This window comes from Aliidiomarina sp. B3213 (assembly GCF_003290085.1).
Taxonomy (GTDB): domain Bacteria; phylum Pseudomonadota; class Gammaproteobacteria; order Enterobacterales; family Alteromonadaceae; genus Aliidiomarina.
In genome coordinates this window covers 870,188-894,990 of record NZ_QMKJ01000002.1, presented here as the reverse complement: position 1 = coordinate 894,990, position 24,803 = coordinate 870,188, and the positions used below count along the sequence as shown (strand labels likewise).

The following is a 24,803-nucleotide window of genomic DNA, read 5'->3' as shown; positions in this document are numbered from 1 at the left end:
GGCAGTATGAAAGTTTTGTTACAGCGAGGTGATGATTTAGTGAACAATGCTCAGATGGAACTGAATTGCCCTTCCGGTATCAAAGTGACATGATGCAGCTCGCGTCATATATTCAATAGAAGTTATGAAACATAAGGAACTCCCATGAAATTGTTCGGCAGTTATACCTCGCCCTTTGTTCGCCATTGTCGGATTGCACTTGAAGAGTCCGGTGAACAATTTGAATTTGTGGAAACAGACTACGCACAAAGCGCCGAAGGAAGCCCAGCAAAGCGCGTGCCCTATTTAGAAATAGGCTCGTTGAAATTGCACGACTCGTCGGCCATTTTGAAGTATGTTCGCGAGCATTCTGGCGGTGACTTTCTTTCTAACTTAGAAGACTTCGACATGTATTGTTTGGTTAATACAGCCATGGATACCTGTATTAACCTATTTCTATTGGAACGCGATGGCATTACACCGGAGCAAGCTCCTTATTTAGAGCGCCAGCAACAGCGTACTCATGCTATCTTGAAGAGCTTAAACGACACGCCTTGGGACTTCGACAAACTGCCATGGCACGACGCTACCATTCGACTAGCTTGCTTTCTCGACTGGGCACTCTATAGAAAACGCCTAACATTAGACGCATACCCACAATTACAGAAGTTTTTAGCCGCCGCTAACCAGCACGAGAGCTTCGTACGAACAGCGCCTCCGAAAAACTAGTTGTTTTCCATACTGGCCGTGTAGAGCTCAGCGCGATTACGGCCACTTTTCTTGCTCTTATAAAGTGCAATATCAGCACAGTGCATCCAATGATCGAGCGGCGCTGTTACATCCTCACTCAAGTAAATGCCGAAGCTTGCGGTCACATCAAGATCAGCCCCTTCGTAAACGACACTAATATTCTCAATAGACTGTCTTAGGTTCTCACAAACCACTCTAGCACCGTGTTCGTCAGTATCTGTGAGTAAAATAGCAAATTCTTCTCCCCCCCAGCGCGCCGCTACATCTTGGGCCCGCAGCCTGCGTCCTAATTCACTCCCCAACGCCATAAGAACCTGATCACCTGCTTCATGCCCGTAGTTGTCGTTGAATGATTTAAAATGGTCTATGTCGCAAACAATCAGCGCCATCGGCTGCATACTTCTTTGAGCCTGGGCTTGTAATAATTTAAAGCGCTCTGTAAAGCCACGACGATTAGGAAGTTTCGTTAAATAGTCAGTTTGAGATTGTGCTTTCAACTGGTTATTCAATACTTCCAATTCTTGAGTACGTTCCTTAACTAACGTATCAAGTCTAGCATTGACCCTTTCTAATGATCTTAGACGCCATTTCAAAATACTTTGAAACACCGCAATAATAAGTGCACCTAATATGGTCCAGAACCAGAACGTTCTCCACCATGGTTTAGCCACATGAATCGGAATGCGTAACGTAGACTTCGCCATAATTCCTAGGCTGTTTCTACCTTGCACTTCTAACGTGTACTCTCCCGGAGCTATGCTACCGAAGGTAATTTGGCGTTGGTTATTCCAATTACTCCATTGGTTGTTCAAGCCTATAAGTCTGTATCGCAAAGCATTCCTAGTTGTATCGTGGAAATCTAAAACACTGAACTGAACGGTGAAGGATCTGTCGGTGGGGTTCAAGTTAAGTTCTGGTGACTCAAGTCCTACTTGACCTGTTACCTCAATTTCGTTGATCCAAATTCGGCTTAACCCAATAGACGGAGCTGACTGATTAAAATCTAAATCAGACGGATTAAATTCAACAGCTCCCCTTACCGAACCAACTGCAATCACGCCGTTGGCATTGCGGTGAATTGCTTGGCGCACAAACTCTGTAGCCGGCAAACCGTCGTTCAATCCAAAGGTGACCACTGACTGATCTTGGAGATTATAACGGGTAAGTCCCCAACTGGAGAGCATCCAAAGTCTGTTATTAAGGTCATGAACCATACCTATGACACGCACGTTCCCAAGGCTTCCTGAAACGGGTTTAAGTTCATACGTAGACGTATCAATTCTCCACACGCCTTCAGTCGAGCACAACCACAACTCATTAGGTCGCCAAGCATATGCACATAAAAATGAGTCGTCATTCAAAGGCAAAGACTCAGGCAAGTTAAAGTGATGCCACTCATTAGAGCCATGCTCTCGATAAAACAAACCAGAATAACGAGTAACCATCCACTCGCCATGCTCAGGAACATGTACAATGTCGTAAACTAAGTCGCCCTGCAGCTCTTCAAAACCTTGGAAAACCCACTCGGCATTACCGGTATTCAGGTCGTACTCTGCTAACCCCAAGCCCCAAATCCCTAACAGCAGCGTTTGCTCGTCTGTTTCAAAAATCTCGGTAATGGAGTTTTCGTCAAGCAATAACTGATCATGAATATCAGTAAATCTCAGGAGCTCGCTATTCATAGAATTCTGTCGATACAAGTTACGATTTGCAGCAACCCAGTAAGCGCCTAAACTATCTTTCAAAATCGACTCAACTCGTCCTAATGCCTGACCTTCAGCCTGAGCAACCCGTCGCCAATTACCACTGCCCTCTTCGCGAATAACAATACCATTGGAGGTACCAAGCCAAAGTTCTTCCCCAGCACCTTCATGAATAGAAAAAACAGCACGGTCCAGTTCTAGCTCTTCCACTACATTTGGATTTTCTTCAGCAACAGACCGGAAAGACTCACTCTCATTTCGAGTATAAAACACGCCTAGGTCTCGGGTGCCGGCCCATACACCACCCGTACCGTCTTGCTCAAGCGTTCGAATATCGACATCGTGCAGTAAACGCCACCTACCGTGCTCTATTGCGCGATATGCTTTTTGTTCTGGGTCTATAGCGAACAAACCGTCTGTGGTGCCTACTAAAAGAAGCTCCTGGTTGGTTTGACCAAGTTGGATAGCCTGAAATGTATTCACTCTAACTTGGGCAATATAATTCGCATCTTCAGGCACATTGATATGCTGAAAAGCTGAGCTAGCAGGATCGAACAGAAAAGAACCTTCGTCTGTTCCCACCCAAATCTTCTCGTTGTGAATGTAAACCGTACGAATCTCATTTAGCCGGTTTTGCCCTGAAGCTTCCGGAGAAATCAAATGTTTCTGCCATTGCGTGAGGTCTTTCGACAATTCAAACAAGCCTTGAGTTGTAGCAACCCACAAACGACTATCTGATTCTGCCACCCTCCATATGCGTTCATCATGCAAAGGATGGCCTGCAGGTAAAGTCTCTAATGTTAATGCATCCAAATTAACGTCATTTGACGCTTGCAGGTAATTGAGCCCAGAAAGCGTGCCCACCCACAGTCGCCCTCTAGAGTCTTCATAGAGTGTTTGCACTCGGTCATTGGATAAACTTTCAGGGTTCTCTTGTTGATGAAGGAATTGTTTATATTCGCCAGAAGCGTGGTCCCACCCCATTAGGCCATTACCCCATGTGGCTGCCCAAAGGCGGCCGTCTTGAGTTCGGCGAACATGTGCGAAGCTAACCCGAGCGTCTGCTCTTAGAACATCTGAAGACCAAAGAGCGAATTCATAGCCGTCATATCTAAGCAACCCGTCGGTGTCGGAGGCAAACCATAGAAAGTCTTGTTTATCTCGGTAAATTTCATAAACCGAATTCTGACGACCGCCTATTGTGTCTGAAATACGCTCAAAGGAAAGATGCTCGTCGGCTAACACGGGGGTAGAAAAAGACAGTTTTGCCCACAGCAATGCTGCAATCAAAAAAAGGTTCACAACTGCTTTCAGGGTAAAACGGCTAAACTTCATAGAGTTCCAAAAAGGATTATATCAGCTTAAGAATCAAACAATACATGTCCCATCTTAATCTAATGAGCTCGATAACAGAACCTTGATTATTGGCGTTTTTCGATATTATCGAGCATCATTAGGGGGTGTATTTAACAGCTCAGGTTTTTATGACTACAGTTTCCCAATATTTAAATCAGATTTTACATGTAGAGAACGCTTGGCAAGCCACGTTTATTGTTTTCGCTTTCGGTGTTGCTGCCGCGGTTCATTTTGCTTGGAAAAAACAGCAAAGTGAACGTACAGAGGCAGCGAAAGGCTTTGCTCGTGTGCTACTACGAAGCGTAGAGCGCGTAGCATGGCCACTTACAGCGCTGTTTATACTGCTACTCGGCGAGTTGGTATTTCAAAGGTTTCAGCTTCCCCATCAAGCTATGTCTGTATTAATACCGCTAGTTGCTGCGCTAGCCGGTATTCGCTTTATTATTTATTTACTCCGCAAGAGTTTGAAAGGCGGCCCACTTCTCAAAGCGCTCGAAAGTGTAGTAGGGCTCATCATTTGGTTAGTCATAGGCTTACACCTACTTGGGGTACTACCACAAACACTTAGCACGCTAGATAGCGTGGGCTTAGATATGGGTGACTTCAGGCTATCGCTGTTAAGCGGACTGAAAATGGTAGTGATGATTACCCTTGCATTAGCCATGGCCGGTATTATTACCAATGTCATTGAGGGACGAATTAGCGAAAGCACGGTGCTTAACCCGTCTACACGGGTAGGCTTAGTTAAATTCACCAAGTTTGCAGTCATCACCATAGCTATTCTCGTCGCGCTGAGTGCTGCGGGTATTAACATGTCTACCTTTGCCGTATTTGGCGGAGCACTGGGTGTTGGCTTGGGTTTTGGCTTACAACGTATCGCGGCAAACTTCATCAGTGGGTTTATTGTTATTTTCGACCGCTCGGTAAAACCTGGCGACAACATTACCGTGGGCGACCGGTTTGGTTGGGTACAAGAGCTGCGATCTCGCTATATTGTATTGCGAGATCGTAATGGCGTAGACATTCTGATACCCAACGAAAACCTGATTACTAATGAGGTTATTAACTGGAGTTACGCCGACACTAATGTTCGCTTACGTGTAGATGTCGACATTAGCTATGAAGATGACGTAGAAAAGGCGCTTGAAATCGTTAAAGCATGTGGCGCGGTTTCAGACCGCATACTGCAGGATCCACCTCCGAATGCGTTGCTCACCGAATTTGCAGACAGCGGCATAACCATACAGCTTCGTTTTTGGATAGCCGATCCGCAAAATGGTCGAGAGAACGTTTCTTCTATGGTGCGCGTAGCTATTTGGAAAGCATTCAAAGAAAACGGTATTACGATTCCTTTCCCACAGCGCGACTTACATTTAAAAAGTGTCCCTGAAGGCTTTCGGTTGGAAGACAAGTCCTAATGCTGAAGTGGTTCGAATCTAGATTACCCCCGTTTCCGGCGGAGTCTTTAGAGCAGCCACCGAAGGGTTTTTTCGCGTTTTGCTGGCACTTTACCCGTGGCGCTACGCCATTCTTAGTCGTTAGCGCCATACTAATGGCTCTTACCGCACTGGCTGAAGTTTGGCTGTTCGCTTTTCTAGGTAATATTGTCGATTGGCTTTCTGTTCAAGAAAGACAAACTTTTTTAACAAACGAAGGCATGAAGCTGTTAGGCATGGCTTTGTTGGTGCTGGTCGGCTTACCCCTCATGGTGTGGTTCAACTCTTTGCTTACCCACCAAACACTTTTGGGTAACTACCCGATGCGTATTCGTTGGCTGGTGCACCGCTATTTATTGCGCCAGTCGATGAGTTATTACCAAGACGAGTTTCCGGGTCGTGTTGCCACCAAACTGATGCAAACGGCCCTCGCTGTTCGCCAAGTGGTTATTACGTTTATCGAAGTGGTGAACTACATTGCCGTGTACTTCCTTGGCATGTTCCTCATCATTAGCCAAGCCGACTGGCGACTCACTCTGCCGTTAGCCGCATGGATTTTAGTGTACGGCACACTAATGTATTTCTTTGTACCCAAACTGGGAAAAGTTTCAGCAGAGCAAGCTGATGCCCGTTCGGTAATGACCGGCCGCATTGTAGACAGCTACACCAACATTCAAACCGTAAAGCTGTTCTCTCATTCGCAACGTGAAGCAGACTATGCTAAAGAAGGTATGGACGACTTTTTAGTCACCGTGCATAAACAAATGCGTTTAGTCACTTGGCTGTACGGCGCGCTATACCTTATTAATTGCTTATTGCTATTTTCCTCTGCCGCCGTCGCCATTTATTTATGGCTCCAAGAAAGCGTGTCTTTAGGTGCGGTTGCCGTAGTTATCGGTATGGTTCTGCGACTCTTTGGCATGTCGCAAATGGTAATGTGGCAGCTCTCTACTTTGTTTGAAAGCGTTGGCACAGTACAAGACGGCATTCAGTCTATCGCTGTTGAACAAACAGTGAGTGACATTCCTGATGCAGCACCTTTGAGCGTTACCCAAGGCGCGATAGAGTTTGACGCTGTTCACTTCCATTACGGCAAACAAAAAGACGTAATGTCAGAGCTTTCCCTAGCTATTCAAGCTGGAGAAAAAGTGGGTATAGTCGGGCGCTCTGGTGCGGGCAAGTCAACCTTAGTCAATTTACTCCTTCGCTTTTACGACGTTGAGTCAGGCGAAATACGTATCGACGGGCAGAATATTGCCAAAGTACAGCAAGAAACTTTGCGCGGTAATATTGGTATGGTTACCCAAGACACCTCTTTACTCCACCGCTCGGTTAAAGAAAACATAGCCTATGGAAGGCCCAACGCTACCGACGAAGAAATAGTCGAAGCGGCAAAAAGAGCCCACGCCCATGACTTTATTTTAGAACTTGAAGACAGCAAAGGGCGTAACGGCTATGACGCTCATGTGGGCGAACGCGGCGTGAAACTTTCCGGCGGTCAACGTCAACGCATAGCCATTGCGCGTGTCATGCTCAAAGACGCGCCTATTCTCATACTCGACGAAGCAACCTCAGCGCTAGATTCTGAGGTAGAAGCTGCTATTCAAGAGAACCTCAACGAGCTGATGCAAGGTAAAACCGTAATTGCCATAGCGCATAGACTTTCGACTATTGCCGAAATGGACCGCTTAGTGGTTATGAATAATGGCCAAGTTGTTGAACAAGGAAGTCATGACGAGCTGGTGGCTAAGCAAGGAATATACGCGCAGCTGTGGCAACGCCAATCTGGCGGCTTTATCGCAACCGACCATTAAGTCACTGAAAATTAAGGATTGTCGTAAAACTGTCAGGTGCCAGTTTTACGACTGACACACAACTGTCGGCGAATCAAAAACTCTTTTCCGCTTCAATGAAGTCGACCGGCGAGACTTAGCCGCGATATCATTTAAATCAAATAATGAGGTTTATTTTTCATGAACGATCAAAATAAAAAGGCACCTTCGGCAACTTGGAAGCAAGCGGAAGTATATTTCGACCACGAAGACCACCAAATTACAGTATGGTTTTCAACTTATAGCGGACTAGAGAAAATTTACGTAGACGGCGAACTCGTGTCGCAAGCTAGAAGCTGGCACATGAGAAACACGCATAACTTCAAGGTCGACGACAAAGAATACACTGTTGAAGTCGCGGTAAAGAGTTGTAAAAACCTTTTGCTCGGTATTTATAATGTGTACTTCAGCGTAGACGGTCAGCGTGTAGACCAAGACGAACTCGAGTTCATGAAGTACATCGGGCAAGGGCACAAAGGGAAACCATTCACATGGAAGCGTTTCATCTTAACCTTTATTCCATTCTTACTCGCAGGCTTTGCTGTAGGGTATTTTTCTGCCAAATACTTAATTCAGTGGTTCGGAGGATAACGCTGTGCAAATAGATGTGCATACTGTTAAATCTTCCCGAACTCAGAAAGGGTGGACACAGCAACAGCTTGCTGAAGTTGCTGGCTTAAGCCTAAGAACGGTTCAGAGAGTGGAAAGCCAAGGGCAAGGCTCAATAGAAACATGTAATGCGTTGTGCGCTGTACTTGAGCTCGAGCGCGAGCAACTGCTTGGGGAATCCAAAACGTCAGCGAAGAAAAACCGCTCGGTTGTACTTTATATTTTACTCGCCATGTTTTGGGGCTTCTTATGCGGAGTTGCCGCCACACTCATGTTAAATTAATACGTAACCAACGAATAATTTGGAGAGTTTTATGAAGTATTTACACACCATGGTTCGTGTTGAAGATTTAGACGCATCACTTCGCTTTTACCGTGACGGTTTAGGGTTAGAAGTTACGCGTAAAGTAGATGTGGAAAAGGGGCGCTTTACGCTTGTATATCTGGCAGCACCGGGGCAACCCGAGGCAGAGCTAGAGTTAACCTATAACTGGGACCGTGAAAGCTACTCAGGCGGAAGAAACTTTGGCCATGTGGCGTACCAGGTTGAAGACATTTACGCCCTATGTGAACACCTACAAAGTATGGGCGTAACCATTAATCGCCCACCTCGAGATGGTCACATGGCATTTGTACGCTCGCCAGACGGTATATCTGTGGAATTACTTCAAGCAGGTGAGTCATTACCGCCACAAGCACCTTGGGACACCATGGAAAATACAGGAACTTGGTAAGTCTATTTAGTCTTAGGTAATGAGTTGTCAATAATTGTCAGCTCTAGCTGCGCAGTAGTTTCCGGTTTGCTAGAGTTTTATTGCAATATGAGGGCATTTCCCCAGTGAAACTATTGAAACATTTAAATAATACAATTCTGGCAGTAAGCCTTAGCCTTCTAGGTTCTGGTTTTGTCATAAGCTCAAGTTACGCAAGCGACCACCTGAGGTATTGTGAACGAAACGGTCAGTGCATCACGCCTGGTAACGTCGGTGTAGGTTTCGCAATTGGCTATGGTCAACGCTCTAGCTCTTTGGTCGACGTTCACGACATGGACATTTTTATACTGCCAGAGCTTTATTATTACGGCCGTCATTTCTTTTTCGACAACGGAACTGCTGGCTGGCGCATAGACCCGTCCACCAATGTTGAGTGGAGCGTGGTAGCAAGAGTAAACCCAGAGCGTAGCTTTTTCGACGAACACTACCTGGGTATGTGGTTAGAGTCACCGTTTCAATCGGGCAACTCAGACGCTGTGCATCTGCCTTCTTTCACAGACCCTGAGGACGATCCTGTTGGCGGCTCGAGCGGTGGACAAGGCGTTTCTGTGCGGTCAGTGTCGGAGCGAGAATACTCCATAGACTTAGGGTTTCAGTTCGACACGAATATTGAAAGTTGGCACGTGAGGGGACAACTTTTTAATGACGCGCTTAGCCGCCATAAAGGTTACTCTGCAAATGTTTCACTGGTTCGAAACTACTATTTAGAATCGAGTATATTTTCAGTACGCATGGCAGCTGCGTATAAAAGTGAAAAGCTTATCGATTACTACTATGGCATTTCATTCGAAGAGTCACCTTCTCATCACTACGAAGCAGAAGCTTCTTGGCAGCCCTCTGTCTCTCTTTCCTGGCAAAAACCGCTGAGCGGCCATTGGCGGTTATTAGGTATATATCAATACCTTCAGTTAGGGAATGGTATTAGTAATAGTCCGCTCGTTCACTCTGACTCGGTAACGACCTGGTTCTTGGGGGTGGGTTATCGCTTCTAAACCGGTTTCCTTTTGCTTCATGCTGGTCAGCCTTTGCTTTGGGGCGCCAGTAGTTGCTCAAGACAAGCTTAATAAGCAGACGCCTAGTCAGCAGTCTGATGCACCCGTATATGAAATTCCTTGGGTGGAGTGTGAAACCGAGTCTTGTTTGGAAGTATTCCCTACAGTTTGCGTTACGGTAGAAGCCGAAGCAATTTGCGAGCAGCCTTTGCTTATTCGTTGGCAAAGCTCCGTATTACAGCGACCATGTATTTACCAAGATAACCAACTTTTACAATGTTGGGAAAACGCAGAAGCGGGTGAGTGGAGTGGTATTATCGAGTGGCCCGAGCGAGGCAGTATAAGTTTAACCGACGAGAGTGGCGCGATCATTCATGAAGTAAGCATCGCCGTTCATAGCTTAAAACCGAGACGCCGTTTAGGCAGCCCTTGGAGTGTCTTTTAATGAAAAAACGCATTGTATTAGCAGAGGACGACCAAAAGCTCGCCCAACTGATCAAAGACTATTTAATTCAAAATGACTTCGAAGTGGTTCACGAAGTTCGAGGCGAGAAGATTGCCGGTTTGGTGCAAAAACACAAACCCGACATTGTTATTCTCGACATTATGTTACCGGGTAAAGACGGGTTCGACATTTGTAAGTCTCTCAGGGAATTTTACAGAGGTCCTATTCTTATGTTCACGGCGCGTGAAAGTGACATAGATCAAGTTGTTGGGTTGGAACTTGGCGCTGACGACTACGTGGTAAAACCGATTGAACCTCGTGTTCTGCTTGCTCGTGTAAATGCTCTATTGCGCAGAGCTCAAAGCGACAGTAGTAGCAAACAGTCTAGCGCCGCAACCATGACCTTTGGTGCGCTAGAGCTAAAACCAAAGTCTAGAACCGCAAGTATTGGCAGCAAAGAGGTCGATTTAACCAGCCACGAATTCGACTTACTTTGGTATCTTGCAGAGCGTTCTGGGCAGATTGTTACGCGCGAAGTTATCCACCGAGACATTATCGGGCGTGAGTATGATGGACTAGACCGCACGGTTGATATGCGAGTTTCTCATTTGCGTAAGAAATTGGGCGACGACAACCAAAAACCTGAACGTATAAAAACAGTTTGGGGCAAAGGCTACTTATTCGTTCCTGAAGGTTGGGATTAAAGCTTAATGCGTCGTCTCTATGTTCATTTTTATGGTTTCATTTTACTAGCCGTTATTGGCCTAGGTTGGAGCCTTGAACAAATATGGAGAATGCAGGCCGATACAGTGCCCGAAATCCCAGCATGGGTTATTCCATTCTCGGAAGCAGCTGTTGAAGCGAGCAAGTACCACCAAAGTGCACAAAGCTTTTCCCAAGCCATAAACCAGCCCGTAAATACGCTTATGGTAGCGAGTGTAGGGTGGCTACCCGATCAGCGCGAAGCACTTGCCAACGGCAACGCAGTACCCCTTTTTAATAGTGACCAGCAGCTTTATTTGTACCTACAAAAAGGTCCTCAGCTTTGGCAAATAGGTCCCATTGGAGACCCCGCGCCACAACCGCAATATTGGTATCAAGCGGCTTTTGTCGTGTTGCTCGTAGTGCTTGCTACCCTCTGGATTGCACCACTTGCAAGAGACCTACGCCGGCTAGAACTACAGTTAAAACGCTTTCCAAAAGAGCCGAACGAGCAACTCAGCTTGCCTAAACGCTCTTTGGTGTCGAACATTGGCCAGTCATTTAATGCTATGCGCCAGCAAATTCAGCACTTGTTAGGACTTCAACGAGAATTAACTCGTGCCGTTTCACACGACCTGAGAACACCCTTAGCGCGATTAAAATTTGCCATTTCAATGCGGAATGAGCGCGGAGAAGACCTGACAGCACTTGCTGAAGACGTCGCGGAAATGGAGCAGTTAGTGGGTACGTTACTCGACTATGCAAAAATGGAAGGGCAAGAAGAGTTGCTCTCACTAAGCCAGGTCAATATTACCGAGCTTTGTACAAACCTTGCCGACAAGCTTAACACCATGCCCGGCGTAACCATAGAAAACAAACTTCAAGGTAGCGTAGTATGCGACTGTGACGGTCATTACATAGAACGCGCCATTCAAAATTTGGTCGTTAACGCAAAACGCCATGCTAGTACTCGGGTCGAATTATCGTTTACGCAAACAAAAGGTACTTTAAATATACATGTCGACGACGATGGCCCCGGCATCGCGCCTGAGCAACGCAAGCGCATTCTCGACCCTTTTGTACGTTTGGAGTCTAGCCGTTCAAAAGACTCCGGTGGTGTAGGCCTTGGGCTAACCATAGTGGCACGCATTATGGACTGGCATCATGGCTCTATCGAAATTTCTGAAAGCCCCATAAAAGGCGCTCGATTCACATTAGTTCTACCTTGTAGAAAAACCGTCTAAAACGATCCTTCAGTCTAATACTCCTCGTATAGTAAGCTAAGCTCTAACACTCAAACCTCGAGGAGTTACACATGGCAGCACCACAAGGCAGTAAACTGAAGTTGTTAGCTTTTGCAGGTAGTTTGCGCAAAGACTCACTCAATAAAAAGCTTATCCAAGCTTGGGCAAGCATCGCTCAAAAGCAGGGTGTCGAAGTTACATTAATTGAACTTAACGACTACGAGTTACCCATTTACAACGGCGACATAGAAGAACATGCCGTACCTGAAAACGTGCGAAAGCTTCAAGAGTTGTGCAGTGAGCACGACGGCTTTCTTATCGCCTCTCCAGAATACAATGGAGCCGTTCCCGCGCTGATCAAAAACACCCTAGACTGGATTAGTCGTCCGCTAGAAAACGGAGATTCCGGTGTGAGTGTTTTAAAAGGTAAGGTTTGCGGTATTGCCGCGGCGTCTCCGGGCGGGCTTGGCGGATTGCGCGCGCTTTTATTGCTTCGCGATCAACTCGCCAAACTTAGCTTATGGGTTGCTCCGTCACAGTTTGCATTAAGCAAAGCGCCCGATTCGTTTTCAAACGGAGAGCTCACCAACGAAAGCGCAGAAAAGGCGCTCGCGAACATTGTTCAAGAAGTTAGAGGATTTTATGAGTAACGAATATACACCGCCCAAAGTATGGAAATGGGACCCGAAAAATGGCGGCAAGTTTGCCAATATTAACCGCCCCATCGCTGGCGCTACACACGACAAAGATCTACCCGTAGGGAAGCACCCGTTACAGCTGTACTCTTTGGCCACCCCGAACGGTGTGAAAGTAACTATATTGCTGGAAGAATTGCTGGCTATGGGGGTTAGGGAAGCCGAATACGATGCATGGATTATCGATATCCTAGAAGGAGAGCAGTTTAGCAGTGGCTTTGTAAGTGCGAACCCTAACTCGAAAATACCTGCGTTAGTTGACCACAGCACAGAAACGCCAACACGTGTTTTTGAATCAGGTTCTATCTTGCTCTATCTCGCAGAAAAATACGGTCACTTTATTCCTCAAGACCCGGCCAAGCGCACTGAATGCCTAAACTGGCTGTTCTGGCAAATGGGGAGCGCGCCGCTGTTAGGTGGAGGCTTTGGTCATTTCTATGCATATGCGCCAGAGAAGTATGAATACCCCATCAACCGCTACACTATGGAAATTAAGCGTCAGCTCGACGTGTTAGATAAGCAACTAGAGCATAACCCTTATATTGCTGGTGATGAGTACACTATAGCCGATATGGCTATTTGGCCTTGGTATGGGGCACTCGTGAAAAATGAGGTGTATGAAGCGGCTGAGTTTATCGAAGCGCACACATACAAAAACGTTTTACGCTGGTGTGAAGACATTGGCAAACGTAATGCGGTTCAACGCGGCAAAATGGTAAATCGAGCTTGGGGTGAGCCGTCTTCACAGCTTCGTGAACGCCACGATGCCAGCGACTTCGACACCCAAACTCAAGACAAGCTAGAGCAGGCTAGCGAATAATTTCAATTTCAGGGGCATTGCGTTCTAGCCATGCCCTTACTTCTTCCATCTGCTCTAGCGGAAACAAATAGTTCGCAGGTATTTTACTGGTATACGGGAATTGCATTGTGGCGTACGTGTCATCGAATTTGTCGAGTGCAATTTTCTTAATCGTCTCTTTTTCTACCCACTCCATACCCACGCGTAGTTTAGAGCCGTCGACAGAGAGTAACTGCAGCATATCTTTGGTTTTGTCACCTGCGTAACTAGAATTAACCATTACTTCAGGAAACAGCAACCACAACAACAGCGCTCCACCACCCATATATTTAGCGGCGTCTTTACCCAACACTGCAAAAAAGAGCCACAACAGGCCGATTAATATAAGTACACGCTGCTGTTTTGAAAAACGCTCAACCCAATACTTACCCACAGACATCCTCGTCAAAAGTGCAATTCATACCAAGGAGAGTAAGGATATAAAAACCGTTTCTGATACGCCAGTTGAGTATTGGTATATTCTGTTTCAATTCTTTTCGATAGAGCTAAGTGGGCTTTATAAAGTGTTTCCGGTGTAATCGAAATGCCTAAACTATTAATGGTTTTGCAAAACTCTCCCACAAAAGAAGAGCGGGGAATATCCGAATCGTGAAACCATGGCATCTCAGGTGATTTGCTAGTGAGCTCCTGAAGACCCAACGCAAATGCACAACACTGAGAAATAACTTTGCCTAAGTTCATTGGCTTACTAGCAACATCATTCCATAGCCAATACATATTCGAATGATGTCCACCTAACCTAGCTAAGCATTCAAATGGCTCTGTTGTAGCAAATTTTGGCGCTAAATCCACAAATAAATCCTCATGCTCAAAGTTTTGTGAAGCAATACTTAACACTCGCTTTCCTAAATCAGTCGTAAAAAGCAACTGGCTCACATCTACCGAAGCAAAAGGGTTATTAGGCTTCTTATCTTGCACCAACATAATGTCTTGGTACCAAGTCGCAGCCATCATTCGTTCGAACTCCGAGAGCAACAGATAGCGCTCTGCGAGAGCGTTAGCCGAAGTTACCTGGTTATTTAAGCCATTTACCTTCGACGACTTTAACCAGCCCTGCTGAGCTCCGTATACCAACAGGTCAGTTAGCGCATGAGAATAAACGGCAAAGAAGCAATGCCAGCTTAAGTGGCAGAGCCATGTTGTTGGTATGTCTTTTAAATTGAGTTGCGGTGAACGCACTAAGACTTCCGCTGTTGCGGTTACTTTATCTTCCCTTAGGTTTTGCGATGCAATAGCGTCTTGTAGCAATCCATCTGCAACACTTACCGGATATTGATAGAGCTCCGCGGCAGTCTCCCGAACTTCCTCAGACTGATTCGCAACCATACCAGCCTTAAAACAGATACGGTTAGGAAGATTTTCGTAGGCATGAACCTGAACCAAGCATAAGGTGTAATGTTGCTCAGCTGTTGTTAAGTCTGGTGTGATTTCTAGCATTTTTTTAGATAGCTCACGCAACCACGCTACGTAACTGGAACCACCATAAATTAAGTATGCGTGCGCACGCATGCTTGCACCGATTGCCGGATATAGCCGGGAAAATTCCATATGAAACTTTTGTTTCCTTTTTTTATATATAGAAATACCAATAAAAATAAACAATAAAGGTGTTTATGCTGTTTCTCAAGTTCAACACTAAGGAGAAACAACATGGCTAATTCAATTCGTAAACATCATGCAGTGGCTACAGGCGGAACAATTGCGACTGTTGGAACCGGAGCATCAACCGCAGCAACTGTAGGAGGCGCTAGCGCTTCCGGTATTATGTCTGCCACAGCAGGTACTAGCGGTGCGGCGTTAGCATCGTCCTTCGGAGCTGCAGGAACCAGTGGGGCAGCCGCGGTATCTTCCGGTATGGCTTCTGTAGGCTCCATTGTTGGTGGTGGAATGGGGGCTGGCGCAATTATTACCGCTGCGGCTCCCGTTGCCGTTGCTTCACTAGCGGTTTGGGGGCTGGTGAAGTGGTTTGATTAATGACCAATAAACTCCTGCGCAAAGAAAAGCCCACTTGTTTAATCTCCGCAAGTGGGCTTTTTATTCTGTCTTGCTCAGCTAATTTGAACTTCGCAACCGCAACTCAAGTCTTCGGATTTCTTTGCTGGTATGGTTGCGGTTGGTTTCGATGAATATCCATAGCTTCACCGCAATAAGCCCGTTAAAAACCAGTATCAGCAACACACCCCAAAATATTTGCCGTTGCGGTTCTGCGTTGAAAAACTGATAACCAAACGTAAACATTAATACTGTAAATACGATGGCGTAAATGTACCCAATCACCATGACCCACTTCATACCTGAACGAAATCCGGTTTTTAAGTAGTCACCCAAACCCTCTTTTTCTTGCATCATTTGATCAAGCTCTTGTGCCTGCTCTGCTAAGTCTTTCTTAATTTTGTCGTCAATGCTCATGGTCTGTTTCCTCTCTTTCGTAATTCGCTTTCAATGTTTGCCTTGCTCTATACAATCTTGATTTCACCGTTCCAAGCGGGATACCAATCGTTAAACTCATGTCTTCAATGCTCATTTCATGAAGATAAAAAAGCTCAACCACCTCACGTTCGTCAGGGTTCAGTACCTCTAACATCGGTAACAGGGGTGAACTCTCCTGCTCTATTGCAGCTACCGGCTCAGGAACGTTCTCCAAAGTATCGGTTTGGCGTTGCGCGCTGTGTTTCACCCAGTCGGCAATTTCCCAACGTAAAGCGCGGTATATCCAACTTTTAAACACGCGAACATCTTTTAATTTTTGAATATCTCGGTCTATTCGAATCCAGACGTTATGCACTAAATCATCAGAAGCATCGCCAACACGGGCAACTGCATACCGTTTCAACTGTGGAGAGAAGTACCGGTATAGCAACGAAAACGCTCTACGATCGCCGTCTTGCATAGAAAGAACGAGTAATTCAATTTGTGCATTTTGCATTCATTACTCCATACTGATACTCACAAGACGACTGAGAAAAAGAAAAGGTTCACGAACCAAGAACTTTTTTACTATGGCACGCTCGAATTAAAAAGGCATGGAAATTACAGGGTGGTAGTTACAATGAAAACATTCTTAACAGCGCTACTGATGACGTTCAGCTTTGGCGTGCTCTTAACTGGCTGTACAACTCGAGATATGTACGAAGCAATGCGTGAAAACCGTATTAACGAATGTAAAACGATAATGCCGGGCATTCTAAGAGACGAATGCATGGAAAAGCAAAGTAGAACCTACGAGCAATATAAATCCGACAGAGAACGAGCGCGTCGCCAGGGAGAAGCTGGCGAGCACTAGTTTTACTGAGGCGGTTTAAGCTTGCGCTGCTAACGTCTGGAGAATATCTTCAACTAACTCGTCATCGGGGTTTTGTTCAAGTATAGCCTCCAGTTTTACAACTCCTTTGTCACGCAGTTCTTCATCACCCACATTTAAAGCCAGTGTGATAGCAGCCCTGCGTTGGTTTTCGTCGCTACCGTTTATAAGCAGATAATCAAGCCAAAGCGGTTGATACCAGAACAGAGCTAATCCAATTTCAGCATTTACACTCCCCTGACGGGCAGCACGCTCTAGCCAATATAGCTGATGAGAGCCAAGATCGTTTTCAAATACATCTAGTAGTTCACTGCCCTCTGCTCCCCAATACTTAGCTCTCGAATGCACTTCGAGCGCTTCATAAATTAAATACTGTGATTCTCTATTACCACTTTTAGCGACACCAAAATGGGACTCTATATTTCTTCGAGCGACTTCAGAAATATAGTTTTGTTCATAACTCCCATACATAAGCAACCTATGTACCGTGTAATTCTCTGAGTCATGGAATCTAAAGTCCCTAACCATATCTTCTAGGTTATGCATAAACTCTGAGTCGTAACCCTCTTGTGTCCAAAAATCAACAACACGGCCTCTTGGACTAATTAACAGAGTAACTCGTAAGTTAAGGAAGTAGTCGTTACGATTGTAATCGACAGGCATTTCAAACTGCCCTCTACCAACACCGCCGCGCGTTCCTCCACCATAGTCTCGTATTTCATGTCTTTCTCTTGATTCGAAATTGATCGTAGTTTCTTGGTTAACATTGATAACGGGTAATATGAGGTCGTGCTCAATAAACTGCTCTACAAACTGCTCAAATTGAGATATCTGCTGCTCTGTTAACTGAGGTAGTATTTGATCAAGAGCCTCTTGGGCTAAGTCGGAGTGGAAACGTTTGGCAAGCATAAAATGAAAAATAGCTTGGCTAAATTCAGAGCGGTCTAAATAATATTTCCCGAGATCGTATGCTGCGTCGGGACTAGCTTTATATACATTCTCATTCCAATATTGAAGTAAACCTTCCTCAGAATCAGGTACATCTTCAAGCTCCAACACCTTAAAAATCTCTATGAGTTCATATTCTGTGCCATTCGTATGCTGAGCGGAAGGAACTGCCGGCCCTTGCATAGGTGTCATAGGTGGAAGAGGCTCTGGTGAGACTACTTGCGCCATGCTGGGCATAGCAACGCAAAACATCACACCTAAAATTAAACTTCTCATTCTACTTCCTGTTCTAATATTGCTTGTACCAATTCATCGTTTGGATTTTGTTCTAGGTGGCGCTGCAAATAATCTATTACGGGCTGTCGATACTCAGAATCATTCAGCCTCAACAGTATGCTTATAGCTGATTGACGCTTTAATTCGGAAGAACCATGCTGGAATAAAAATAATGTCCATTCTATACGACCATAGCCAATGCCGAGGCGAGCCTGCGCTCCCTCAAAATTTTGTCTGGCGGCTAACTCAAACCAACCCATTGACCGGCTTGGCTTTAGCATCTCTGGAATATCTAAAGCTTCTTCATCAAGAATAGCCAAGGTTCGGGTAAGTTCAGCAACCGCACGTTGTGAAGGTCGGTGTCCATTTTGAGCAGGTGTTGTGAAGGTATTCAACGCGTCTACCACATCGTCTATGCCTGTTTGAAAATGAATTTCAGAGAATTGAATTGTGTACTGGTCGCCTTCCTCATAACGAAACCTTTCATATTCGTCTTGCGCTCTGCGCTCTATTCTTTGCTGCAAATCAGGAGGCGTCCAAGCCTCCGCGATACGTCCGTCGGGCGCAACTACAAATGCAAAAGGAAAGGAATAAATAATTGGACGTCTGCGTTCAGTAAGGCTAATACTGTAACCGTTAGGGGCTATGCGTGTTAGCCTAGTTTGACGTGTCTCGTAATTCTTTTCGGCTTTCTGTGGCGCAACTAAAAGTTGAGATGCTACAAACTCTTCCACCGCATTTTCAATTTGCGAGAGGGCAGACTCTGACAATAGCGGCAGCAACTGCTCTAAAACAGGCGCAGCTTTGTCTGAACCAAATCTGTCTGCTAGTAACAGATGAAAAATAGCGGGGCTCATTTGCGCACTTTCCAAATCCATAACCGCCAAGGCGTAAGCAGCATCTGGGCTTGCCAATTTCAGGCCTTCTAAGTGATATTCACGCAAATCTTGTTCTGCTTCCGGGAAGTCGAATTCATCTGCTTCATGATAAGCACGAGCATCTAAGTCTAATTGCGACTGACTGTGGTGACTTGGAACACTTAACCTTTCCGTTGGAAGCCATTCTAATTCAGGAAGGTTTACCGAGCTTGTAGTGGCCATGGCGCTGGAGGAACAAACAAAAAGCGCTAAGACAAAAGCTGATTTCTTCATCATAGTCCCTTATATTTTTTGTTATTATTTTGTGAACTTTATCAGAAAAATCCCCTGCCTGTCAGCATTGCATACGGTTATTTACTCGGTAGAATACCCGCATGGCTAAACCTCGTAAAAAACTACCTCTTCGCTCTGTCGACATCTTTTGCGCCAGCTGCCGAGCTCCGCTTTTCAAATATAGAAAGGGCGGGAAAGGCTCCTTGGTGAAATGCTTTTTAGAGCGCATCACTGAAAACCATACGAAAGAACCTTGTATTTGCCCAGGCTGTGGGCAGCAGTTTGCACGCGAAACCATGATACGTGGCGCACCAGCTTACAAAATGGTGGGTGGCAAGGTTAGAATGAAGTAAAGTGCAAACAACACCTTAACTAGAGTACCGCTCATGTTTATGCGCATTTTGACCCTGCTTTTGGCGCCCTGGTTGCTATACCAGGGAAAACAAGTGCGAGCCCAAACAATTAGACTGCCAGAAGCAAGTGGGCCCCGAGAAGGTTTGCGGCAAGAGCAAGTGGGGGAACATATTTCTGTGTTGGTGATTGGTGACTCAGCAGCCGCTGGAGTGGGCTGTGAGAGTCAAGCCGACGCGGTATGTGGTCAATGGGTAAAATTACTAGAGCACCATCATCAAGTACATTGGCAGCTCATTGCTAAGTCGAGCTTAACCTGCTCCGGCGTGCTTGAGCTTGTGAAGCAAGCACAAATAGGCCCTAGCAAACCCATCAACCAAGTGCTTGTTTCAGTAGGTGTAAACGACGTCACCCAACGAACTTCGCTTGGCCAATGGAAACGCAATTTAACCGACCTTACAGAATATTTAACTGAAACATTAGCAGCGGAAACCATTATTTTTTCAAGCTTACCCCCTATGCAGCACTTCCCGGCGCTGCCGCAACCGCTTCGGTGGTTTGTGGGTCTACAAGCAAAAAGATTAAACAAAGCACTAAAACGACATTGCGAAGCGCATCATCGTTGTATTTATTTACCGTTAAATATACCTTTTGAATCCAAGTATATGGCTGAAGACGGGTTTCATCCTTCAAAACACGCAGCAACCCTATGGGCCGCAAACGCATTTCAAGCAGTGAACTTAAATAAAGGTTAGTCGTCGGGGTTTAGTCATCACCGTAGTACTGAACGCCAAGCTCAATACGGTCACGACCATTTTCTAAGCGCCAGCGATTGGTGTCGCGCAATGAGTAAACACAGCCACAATATTCTTGTTGGTAAAAGCGCTCTCGTTTTGAAATCTCAACCATACGCGCAGCGCCACCTTGCTTGCGCCAATTAAATGTCCAGTAATGCATGCCTGGATATTTAGCCGCAGCGCGAGTACCACAGTCGTTAATTTGGTCCATATTCTTCCAGCGAGAAATACCTAAGCAGCTAGTAATGGTGTCGAAGCCATGTTCGTGTGCATAAAGAGCGGTGCGCTCGAAACGCATGTCGAAGCATTCCGTACAACGAGCTCCGCGTTCTGGTTCCCACTCCAAGCCTTTCACGCGTTCAAACCAGTTTTTCGAGTCGTAATCACAGTCGATAAACGGCACGCCTAGTTTTTCGGCGAAGCGGATATTCTCTTCTTTACGCAGCAAGTACTCTTTTTCTGGGTGAATGTTCGGGTTGTAAAAGAAAATAGTGAACTTGATGCCAGCTTCAGCCATTCTTTCCATAACTTCGCCGGAACAAGGCGCGCAGCAAGAGTGCAACAGAACGTGATCCGAACCTGTTGGAGTCTCGAGTACAATCATTTCTTTCTTAGCCATTATTTACCTCTAGCTGCAAGCTCTTACTGCTTTTTCAGGCCGCAGATCTTGCTTAAAGAAGCAGCAAATTGCAAGTTAGATTGCCCATAATGCTGTGAGTTATTGGTTATTCAACTAATATTTCGCTTTGCGTTTTTGTTTAGCAAGGTACATTGCGCTGTCGGCTTGGTTGAGTAAGCGGTCGACGGTAATGTCGTCGCCTTCATAACTCACCACTCCTACACTTGCGCCTTCGTATGAAAGCTCATAGTCGCCGAGGTCGAACAGGCCTTGGGTAAATTGCTCCACGCGGCTTTTAAGTGTCTCTTTAGACACTAAGTTGGGTTCTTGTCCTTTTATGCCAAAAGCTAAGAATTCGTCGCCTCCTAGTCTGCCTACAAAGTCTGAGTCTCTTAAGTTTTGAATCAGCACCTTCGCAATTTCAATAAGAAAGCGATCGCCCGCGTCGTGCCCGAAGTTGTCGTTAATCTTTTTAAACCCGTCTAAGTCGATATAGGCGACAAGTAAAGTACTACCAGACCGTTTAACCTGGTTCATCGCCCGACTTAACTCGATAATTGAAGCTCTACGATTGGGAATGCCAGTAAGTTGGTCTGTTAACGCAAAGTGTTTATAAGTAATGTTCTCGCTTTGCAGACGCTTTAACATGCGCTCACGCTCTATTTGGTGCGCAATAAGCTCTGCAAATAAATTCAGAATTTTTCTCGACTCTTGGTTAACTTTTACGCGGTCGGCAGAAGCGCCGCACAATGTGCCGTAAAATGTACCGTCAGAAAGGTTAATAGGTTGGCTAATGTAGGTTTCTATACCTATTTCTCTTGCAGCACCCGAGTCCGCCCAAATTTCTGAAACGCGGTCGGTATAGAAGATTTGGTCGTCTAACGCTCTTTTACATAGCGTGTCGTTCCATGGAACCTGTAGTCCTTCAGTCACAAAAGGCTTCTTTTTATGTTCGGCATATATAACGTTTTGGATGCTCTCGTGGTTATTCACTCGAGTCATATAAGTAGACTCTAATCCTGTAATAGCCTCCATCATTTTAAGTAAAGGGCGAACGAAAGACTCTAGGTCTTCGCTGTCAGAAACAGCTATCGCTAACTCTTTTAACATTTTTTCCATGAAGTCATCCTGTGCAAAACGGTATGTGCTCTTTGGCAACTTAAGCTTAGTTCAATAACTGGCTATTATTAAAGATTTACAGTTATACCTGTAAAACCCCGCTAGAGGTCATGCGACCAGTTCGATAAACTATTGTCAAAATTTATAAAAAGAGAATTTCCGTGAATACTTTCCGTTGGTTGGCCTACCTTTCATTTGTCTTACTTGTATTTCCATTAGGCGCTCAAGCTTCTGAACCCGAGCATGAAATAGAAGCAACAGTCCAAGGCGTTCCATTACGAATTTCATTACCCGAGAGCTATTTTCACTCCGATGAATTTAAATATCCGCTACTTGTCGTGTTCGACGGCTCTAATCAACATGATCACGTTCAAGGAAACGTTCGATTCTTAAGTACCTTCGCGGTCATTCCTGAGATGATCATCGTAAGTTTAGACGCAACAAGTCGGCTTAAAGACTTTTCTCCCACAGTAATAGAAGGGTACGAAGAGCGTTCTGGAGGTGCTCAACAATTCTCTACATTCATTCAAGAAGAGGTTTTAAACAATCTGGCAAACCAATATCGAGTTGCTGACTATCGCGTGGTAAGTGGGCACTCACTTTCAGGGTTATTTACAAGCTATTTGGCATTGGAAAAGCCTTATTTATTTAATGCTGCGATATCAATAAGCCCGAGTTTATGGTGGGACAATAATTATCTGAGTCGCAACCTTGAACAATTTCAAATTGAGGATCGTCCGCATGTACGATGGTTCCTGAGCATTGCTAACGAACCCGGAGAAATGGCTGAGGGCTTCAACCTAATGAGCAACGCCCTTAGCGCTCAAAGCATCACAAACCTTGAATGGTTTACAGAATCTTTTGAAAACGAAACCCATGACACCGCGCCCCTGTATGGAAATGTAGAAGGGCTTCGGCAGATATTTTCAGGGTATAACGCAGTGCCGAACATTGAAGTGAAGTCATTGGCTACGCTAAGGGAATTCTATCAAGACCTATCAGAGGCTTTCGGTTTTACCTTTCAAATGTCTGCACACCAATATAACGTATACGGATTAAAAGCAGCATACGAAGGCCAGTTAGACTGGGGCATTGAAATACTAGAACAGGGTACAGAAACGTTCCCACGCTCTGACATGCTTTGGGACAGCCTAGCCACCGCGTACGATATGAACAGGCAAACTGAAGCCGCAATGGCGGCCTCAACTCGCGCTCTGCAATTGGCTATCGCAAATAACTCTAAATATTTACCGGCTATACGCAGACAAAATGAGAGTTTGCGAGATTAACGCTTTAATGCGCTCATAAAACCCAAAATAGCACTAACCACAAGGCTACAAAGCCCAACAAAAATAAGCGTCGCTAGAATTGCAACTACGGAGTAGCCCACAATTCCTGCTACTTCAAAGCCAAACAACGTAAGTAGGTATTGCGCAAAAAGGAAGCTTGGAATGCCCACAACAATAAGCAAACCAATGGATAGTGAGAATCTTATTAATAATTGTCGCACGTGCTGCCTTCTAACCGTTTAGGGTATTGAAGGCAGCAAGGCTACTAAACCCAAGCGGGTTTTACCACCATGGCGAACTAACTCCAACTCACTAACGCAATTTCACCGTTTCCGATGTATTCAAAAGTAATACTCACCACTCCACCACTATTGTTCATAGCCAATAGGCCTTCACAATCAGACTCTGCTAAGCACTCAAAAGGTTGTCCCAAAAACAGATAAGTATCGTTTTCAAACGTGATGGTGTTTTCTAATAGATCTACTGACTCATAGCCAAAACGAGAACCTTCCGTAGCCTCGGTTTCGTTAAGTATCTCTATAAGCTCATACCTAAAACTTGAACCGTCTGCGGGTGGGTTCGAGATTCGTGTCACCCGAACAGACAACTGATAAGCGGTACCCCAAGCATACTGAAAGCCTACGATATTGTTGTAGAACAAGTCGCTTTCGGTGTCCGACTGCCCAGTTACGTAGCACAGCTGCTGACTTACGCCTGTACAAGGCGCTTTGTAGGGAAAAATAGATAAGTTTTCTACCCAAGAATTAGAGCTGTCGTCACAGGCGGAAAGCAACATAACCGCAGATATTACGAGAAGGAGCTTTTTCATCACACGTTCCTTAATGTTTAGGTGAAAGCAAATACACTCATTTGCTTGGCATAACCTTAGACGGAATTTAAAGCTGAAAAAGCAGGAAAAATGGCTGTTTTTTGTAAAAGATTGTCGTGGATAAAAGAGCAGTACAAGCTAGCTTATGGCCACTCTTTCTTGGAGTGAAGAATTCTTAATATATGAATTTGGTCGCTTACCAACTGATAAACCAGCATGTAGTTTCTATGAACCACTAATTCTCTAGTTGCCTTAACACGCCCTTCACGACCAATATGAGGGTTCTCAATGAGCTTTACACAAGATTCCGAAAACAAATCGTCCAAATTGATAGCAGCGGTGGGGTTTCTAGATTCAATATAATTATAAATATTTTCGCGATCTCCTATCGCAGCATAAGTCCAAAACAAATCCATTTATTCTGATGAATCCTCAGCAGCATAGGAAGCAGCGCGCCGCGCAGCAAATAGAGCCTCAACCTCTTTAAAGGGAACAAGCTCGCCTGCTTTTGCCGAATCCATGCCTATTTCAACCTGACGACGAAAACTTTCTTCGTTATCAACGGTTACTTGATGTTGGTTCACAAATTCACGCATAAAGTCACGAAGTAGTTGAGCACCACTACGATCTCTGGACTTCGCTGCATGAGTGAATTTGCTCTTAAGATCATCGTCTACGCGAAAGGTAAAAGTAGCATCCGTCATCATCAAACCCTATGTGTTACATCGTAACTACAATGTAGCACATC

The 24,803-nt window shown here is 45.3% G+C and carries 30 protein-coding genes; 17 read left to right on the top strand and 13 right to left on the bottom strand.

Annotated elements, in window-relative coordinates; genetic code table 11:
- Positions 1–144 precede the first annotated feature (144 nt).
- Complete coding sequence (locus tag DQX04_RS09405) at positions 145–708, top strand: glutathione S-transferase family protein (RefSeq protein ID WP_111915624.1); 564 nt, start codon at positions 145–147, stop codon at positions 706–708.
- On the opposite strand, the gene DQX04_RS09400 is transcribed toward DQX04_RS09405, so the two are convergent.
- Positions 705–3,767 (bottom strand): ligand-binding sensor domain-containing diguanylate cyclase, encoded by a 3,063-nt coding sequence (locus DQX04_RS09400; protein WP_111915623.1) that lies wholly within the window; start codon positions 3,765–3,767, stop codon positions 705–707. The two genes, DQX04_RS09405 and DQX04_RS09400, sit on opposite strands and share 4 nt — an antisense overlap.
- A gap of 149 nt (positions 3,768–3,916) precedes the next feature.
- Between DQX04_RS09400 and DQX04_RS09395 the strand changes: the two genes are divergently transcribed.
- The 11 genes from DQX04_RS09395 to yghU all read left to right on the top strand — a co-directional run bounded on the left by DQX04_RS09395 (position 3,917) and on the right by yghU (position 13,336).
- Entirely contained in the window at positions 3,917–5,206 is a 1,290-nt protein-coding gene (locus DQX04_RS09395) for a mechanosensitive ion channel family protein (protein WP_111915622.1), read from the top strand.
- Positions 5,206–7,038, top strand: a complete 1,833-nt coding sequence (locus tag DQX04_RS09390; protein ID WP_111915621.1) for an ABC transporter ATP-binding protein — start codon at positions 5,206–5,208, stop codon at positions 7,036–7,038. Before DQX04_RS09395 ends, DQX04_RS09390 begins: the two co-directional genes overlap by 1 nt.
- 159 nt (positions 7,039–7,197) lie before the next feature.
- Positions 7,198–7,647, top strand: a complete 450-nt coding sequence (locus tag DQX04_RS09385; protein ID WP_111915620.1) for a hypothetical protein — start codon at positions 7,198–7,200, stop codon at positions 7,645–7,647.
- Positions 7,648–7,651: 4 nt separating this feature from the next.
- The gene (locus DQX04_RS09380) at positions 7,652–7,948 is read left to right on the top strand and encodes a helix-turn-helix domain-containing protein (RefSeq protein ID WP_111915619.1); all 297 of its coding nucleotides are present in this window, start codon (positions 7,652–7,654) and stop codon (positions 7,946–7,948) included.
- A 31-nt stretch (positions 7,949–7,979) separates the two neighbouring features.
- Entirely contained in the window at positions 7,980–8,399 is a 420-nt protein-coding gene (locus DQX04_RS09375; protein WP_111915618.1) for a VOC family protein, read from the top strand.
- Positions 8,400–8,503: 104 nt separating this feature from the next.
- Entirely contained in the window at positions 8,504–9,430 is a 927-nt protein-coding gene (locus DQX04_RS09370) for a MipA/OmpV family protein (protein ID WP_165831977.1), read from the top strand.
- Between the two features lie 19 nt (positions 9,431–9,449).
- Entirely contained in the window at positions 9,450–9,875 is a 426-nt protein-coding gene (locus tag DQX04_RS09365) for a DUF3019 domain-containing protein (RefSeq protein WP_111915616.1), read from the top strand.
- Entirely contained in the window at positions 9,875–10,579 is a 705-nt protein-coding gene (locus DQX04_RS09360; RefSeq protein ID WP_111915615.1) for a winged helix-turn-helix domain-containing protein, read from the top strand. Before DQX04_RS09365 ends, DQX04_RS09360 begins: the two co-directional genes overlap by 1 nt.
- A 6-nt stretch (positions 10,580–10,585) precedes the next feature.
- A complete protein-coding gene (locus DQX04_RS09355; RefSeq protein WP_111915614.1) occupies positions 10,586–11,821 on the top strand; it encodes an ATP-binding protein in 1,236 nt (411 codons plus the stop codon).
- 71 nt (positions 11,822–11,892) lie between these two features.
- Entirely contained in the window at positions 11,893–12,471 is a 579-nt protein-coding gene (locus DQX04_RS09350; RefSeq protein ID WP_111915613.1) for an NADPH-dependent FMN reductase, read from the top strand.
- Positions 12,464–13,336, top strand: coding sequence for a glutathione-dependent disulfide-bond oxidoreductase (yghU, locus tag DQX04_RS09345; RefSeq protein ID WP_111915612.1), 873 nt, complete (start codon positions 12,464–12,466; stop codon positions 13,334–13,336). Before DQX04_RS09350 ends, yghU begins: the two co-directional genes overlap by 8 nt.
- Here yghU and DQX04_RS09340 read toward each other — a convergent pair.
- Together DQX04_RS09340 and DQX04_RS09335 are read right to left on the bottom strand one after the other, a co-directional pair.
- Positions 13,326–13,748, bottom strand: coding sequence for a hypothetical protein (locus DQX04_RS09340; protein WP_111915611.1), 423 nt, complete (start codon positions 13,746–13,748; stop codon positions 13,326–13,328). The genes yghU and DQX04_RS09340 overlap by 11 nt on opposite strands.
- Positions 13,749–13,759: 11 nt before the next feature.
- On the bottom strand, positions 13,760–14,923 hold the full coding sequence (locus tag DQX04_RS09335) for a hypothetical protein (protein WP_111915610.1): 1,164 nt from the start codon (positions 14,921–14,923) through the stop codon (positions 13,760–13,762).
- A 102-nt stretch (positions 14,924–15,025) separates the two neighbouring features.
- On the opposite strand from DQX04_RS09335, the gene DQX04_RS09330 reads away from it, so the two are divergent.
- Entirely contained in the window at positions 15,026–15,349 is a 324-nt protein-coding gene (locus tag DQX04_RS09330; protein WP_111915609.1) for a hypothetical protein, read from the top strand.
- 78 nt (positions 15,350–15,427) lie between these two features.
- On the opposite strand, the gene DQX04_RS09325 is transcribed toward DQX04_RS09330, so the two are convergent.
- Both DQX04_RS09325 and DQX04_RS09320 read right to left on the bottom strand, forming a co-directional pair.
- The gene (locus DQX04_RS09325) at positions 15,428–15,784 is read right to left on the bottom strand and encodes a DUF6768 family protein (protein ID WP_111915608.1); all 357 of its coding nucleotides are present in this window, start codon (positions 15,782–15,784) and stop codon (positions 15,428–15,430) included.
- Positions 15,774–16,301, bottom strand: coding sequence for an RNA polymerase sigma factor (locus tag DQX04_RS09320; RefSeq protein WP_111915607.1), 528 nt, complete (start codon positions 16,299–16,301; stop codon positions 15,774–15,776). The genes DQX04_RS09325 and DQX04_RS09320 overlap by 11 nt, the downstream gene beginning before the upstream one ends.
- Positions 16,302–16,424: 123 nt before the next feature.
- Here DQX04_RS09320 and DQX04_RS09315 point away from each other — a divergent pair, with 123 nt between their 5' ends.
- Complete coding sequence (locus DQX04_RS09315; RefSeq protein WP_111915606.1) at positions 16,425–16,658, top strand: hypothetical protein; 234 nt, start codon at positions 16,425–16,427, stop codon at positions 16,656–16,658.
- Between the two features lie 15 nt (positions 16,659–16,673).
- On the opposite strand, the gene DQX04_RS09310 is transcribed toward DQX04_RS09315, so the two are convergent.
- Positions 16,674–17,900: a hypothetical protein gene (locus DQX04_RS09310; protein ID WP_111915605.1), complete on the bottom strand. Its 1,227-nt coding sequence runs from the start codon at positions 17,898–17,900 to the stop codon at positions 16,674–16,676.
- Positions 17,897–19,051 carry a hypothetical protein gene (locus tag DQX04_RS09305; RefSeq protein WP_111915604.1) on the bottom strand — a complete coding sequence of 385 codons (1,155 nt, stop codon included), beginning with the start codon at positions 19,049–19,051 and terminating at the stop codon, positions 17,897–17,899. The genes DQX04_RS09310 and DQX04_RS09305 overlap by 4 nt, the downstream gene beginning before the upstream one ends.
- 101 nt (positions 19,052–19,152) lie before the next feature.
- On the opposite strand from DQX04_RS09305, the gene DQX04_RS09300 reads away from it, so the two are divergent.
- Complete coding sequence (locus tag DQX04_RS09300; RefSeq protein ID WP_111915603.1) at positions 19,153–19,404, top strand: hypothetical protein; 252 nt, start codon at positions 19,153–19,155, stop codon at positions 19,402–19,404.
- Between the two features lie 93 nt (positions 19,405–19,497).
- Positions 19,498–20,157, top strand: a complete 660-nt coding sequence (locus tag DQX04_RS09295; protein ID WP_165831976.1) for an SGNH/GDSL hydrolase family protein — start codon at positions 19,498–19,500, stop codon at positions 20,155–20,157.
- Between the two features lie 10 nt (positions 20,158–20,167).
- On the opposite strand, the gene DQX04_RS09290 is transcribed toward DQX04_RS09295, so the two are convergent.
- Both DQX04_RS09290 and DQX04_RS09285 read right to left on the bottom strand, forming a co-directional pair.
- Positions 20,168–20,818: an epoxyqueuosine reductase QueH gene (locus DQX04_RS09290; protein WP_111915601.1), complete on the bottom strand. Its 651-nt coding sequence runs from the start codon at positions 20,816–20,818 to the stop codon at positions 20,168–20,170.
- Between the two features lie 114 nt (positions 20,819–20,932).
- Positions 20,933–21,937 carry a sensor domain-containing diguanylate cyclase gene (locus DQX04_RS09285; protein ID WP_111915600.1) on the bottom strand — a complete coding sequence of 335 codons (1,005 nt, stop codon included), beginning with the start codon at positions 21,935–21,937 and terminating at the stop codon, positions 20,933–20,935.
- 161 nt (positions 21,938–22,098) lie between these two features.
- Between DQX04_RS09285 and DQX04_RS09280 the strand changes: the two genes are divergently transcribed.
- On the top strand, positions 22,099–23,226 hold the full coding sequence (locus tag DQX04_RS09280; protein WP_207916279.1) for an alpha/beta hydrolase: 1,128 nt from the start codon (positions 22,099–22,101) through the stop codon (positions 23,224–23,226).
- On the opposite strand, the gene DQX04_RS09275 is transcribed toward DQX04_RS09280, so the two are convergent.
- The 4 genes from DQX04_RS09275 to DQX04_RS09260 form a co-directional block, all read right to left on the bottom strand.
- The gene (locus tag DQX04_RS09275) at positions 23,223–23,447 is read right to left on the bottom strand and encodes a hypothetical protein (RefSeq protein WP_111915599.1); all 225 of its coding nucleotides are present in this window, start codon (positions 23,445–23,447) and stop codon (positions 23,223–23,225) included. The two genes, DQX04_RS09280 and DQX04_RS09275, sit on opposite strands and share 4 nt — an antisense overlap.
- Positions 23,448–23,524: 77 nt before the next feature.
- Complete coding sequence (locus tag DQX04_RS09270) at positions 23,525–24,055, bottom strand: DUF4377 domain-containing protein (RefSeq protein ID WP_111915598.1); 531 nt, start codon at positions 24,053–24,055, stop codon at positions 23,525–23,527.
- A gap of 143 nt (positions 24,056–24,198) precedes the next feature.
- A complete protein-coding gene (locus tag DQX04_RS09265) occupies positions 24,199–24,471 on the bottom strand; it encodes a type II toxin-antitoxin system RelE/ParE family toxin (protein WP_111915597.1) in 273 nt (90 codons plus the stop codon).
- Positions 24,472–24,759 (bottom strand): CopG family ribbon-helix-helix protein, encoded by a 288-nt coding sequence (locus DQX04_RS09260; RefSeq protein WP_111915596.1) that lies wholly within the window; start codon positions 24,757–24,759, stop codon positions 24,472–24,474.
- Positions 24,760–24,803 lie beyond the last annotated feature (44 nt).

Excerpts from the sequence above, each read along its gene's own strand:
- DQX04_RS09360 (WP_111915615.1), top strand. The coding sequence starts at position 9,875 with ATGAAAAAACGCATTGTATTAGCAGAGGACGACCAAAAGCTCGCCCAA.
- DQX04_RS09325 (WP_111915608.1), bottom strand. The coding sequence starts at position 15,784 with ATGAGCATTGACGACAAAATTAAGAAAGACTTAGCAGAGCAGGCACAA.
- DQX04_RS09350 (WP_111915613.1), top strand. The coding sequence starts at position 11,893 with ATGGCAGCACCACAAGGCAGTAAACTGAAGTTGTTAGCTTTTGCAGGT.
- DQX04_RS09405 (WP_111915624.1), top strand. The coding sequence starts at position 145 with ATGAAATTGTTCGGCAGTTATACCTCGCCCTTTGTTCGCCATTGTCGG.
- DQX04_RS09265 (WP_111915597.1), bottom strand. The coding sequence starts at position 24,471 with ATGGATTTGTTTTGGACTTATGCTGCGATAGGAGATCGCGAAAATATT.
- DQX04_RS09385 (WP_111915620.1), top strand. The coding sequence starts at position 7,198 with ATGAACGATCAAAATAAAAAGGCACCTTCGGCAACTTGGAAGCAAGCG.
- DQX04_RS09310 (WP_111915605.1), bottom strand. The coding sequence starts at position 17,900 with ATGAGAAGTTTAATTTTAGGTGTGATGTTTTGCGTTGCTATGCCCAGC.
- DQX04_RS09290 (WP_111915601.1), bottom strand. The coding sequence starts at position 20,818 with ATGGCTAAGAAAGAAATGATTGTACTCGAGACTCCAACAGGTTCGGAT.
- DQX04_RS09390 (WP_111915621.1), top strand. The coding sequence starts at position 5,206 with ATGCTGAAGTGGTTCGAATCTAGATTACCCCCGTTTCCGGCGGAGTCT.
- DQX04_RS09305 (WP_111915604.1), bottom strand. The coding sequence starts at position 19,051 with ATGAAGAAATCAGCTTTTGTCTTAGCGCTTTTTGTTTGTTCCTCCAGC.
- DQX04_RS09330 (WP_111915609.1), top strand. The coding sequence starts at position 15,026 with ATGGCTAATTCAATTCGTAAACATCATGCAGTGGCTACAGGCGGAACA.
- DQX04_RS09395 (WP_111915622.1), top strand. The coding sequence starts at position 3,917 with ATGACTACAGTTTCCCAATATTTAAATCAGATTTTACATGTAGAGAAC.
- DQX04_RS09400 (WP_111915623.1), bottom strand. The coding sequence starts at position 3,767 with ATGAAGTTTAGCCGTTTTACCCTGAAAGCAGTTGTGAACCTTTTTTTG.
- DQX04_RS09260 (WP_111915596.1), bottom strand. The coding sequence starts at position 24,759 with ATGACGGATGCTACTTTTACCTTTCGCGTAGACGATGATCTTAAGAGC.
- DQX04_RS09320 (WP_111915607.1), bottom strand. The coding sequence starts at position 16,301 with ATGCAAAATGCACAAATTGAATTACTCGTTCTTTCTATGCAAGACGGC.
- DQX04_RS09285 (WP_111915600.1), bottom strand. The coding sequence starts at position 21,937 with ATGGAAAAAATGTTAAAAGAGTTAGCGATAGCTGTTTCTGACAGCGAA.
- DQX04_RS09365 (WP_111915616.1), top strand. The coding sequence starts at position 9,450 with ATGCTGGTCAGCCTTTGCTTTGGGGCGCCAGTAGTTGCTCAAGACAAG.
- DQX04_RS09375 (WP_111915618.1), top strand. The coding sequence starts at position 7,980 with ATGAAGTATTTACACACCATGGTTCGTGTTGAAGATTTAGACGCATCA.
- DQX04_RS09300 (WP_111915603.1), top strand. The coding sequence starts at position 19,153 with ATGGCTAAACCTCGTAAAAAACTACCTCTTCGCTCTGTCGACATCTTT.
- DQX04_RS09315 (WP_111915606.1), top strand. The coding sequence starts at position 16,425 with ATGAAAACATTCTTAACAGCGCTACTGATGACGTTCAGCTTTGGCGTG.
- yghU (WP_111915612.1), top strand. The coding sequence starts at position 12,464 with ATGAGTAACGAATATACACCGCCCAAAGTATGGAAATGGGACCCGAAA.
- DQX04_RS09270 (WP_111915598.1), bottom strand. The coding sequence starts at position 24,055 with ATGAAAAAGCTCCTTCTCGTAATATCTGCGGTTATGTTGCTTTCCGCC.
- DQX04_RS09355 (WP_111915614.1), top strand. The coding sequence starts at position 10,586 with ATGCGTCGTCTCTATGTTCATTTTTATGGTTTCATTTTACTAGCCGTT.
- DQX04_RS09335 (WP_111915610.1), bottom strand. The coding sequence starts at position 14,923 with ATGGAATTTTCCCGGCTATATCCGGCAATCGGTGCAAGCATGCGTGCG.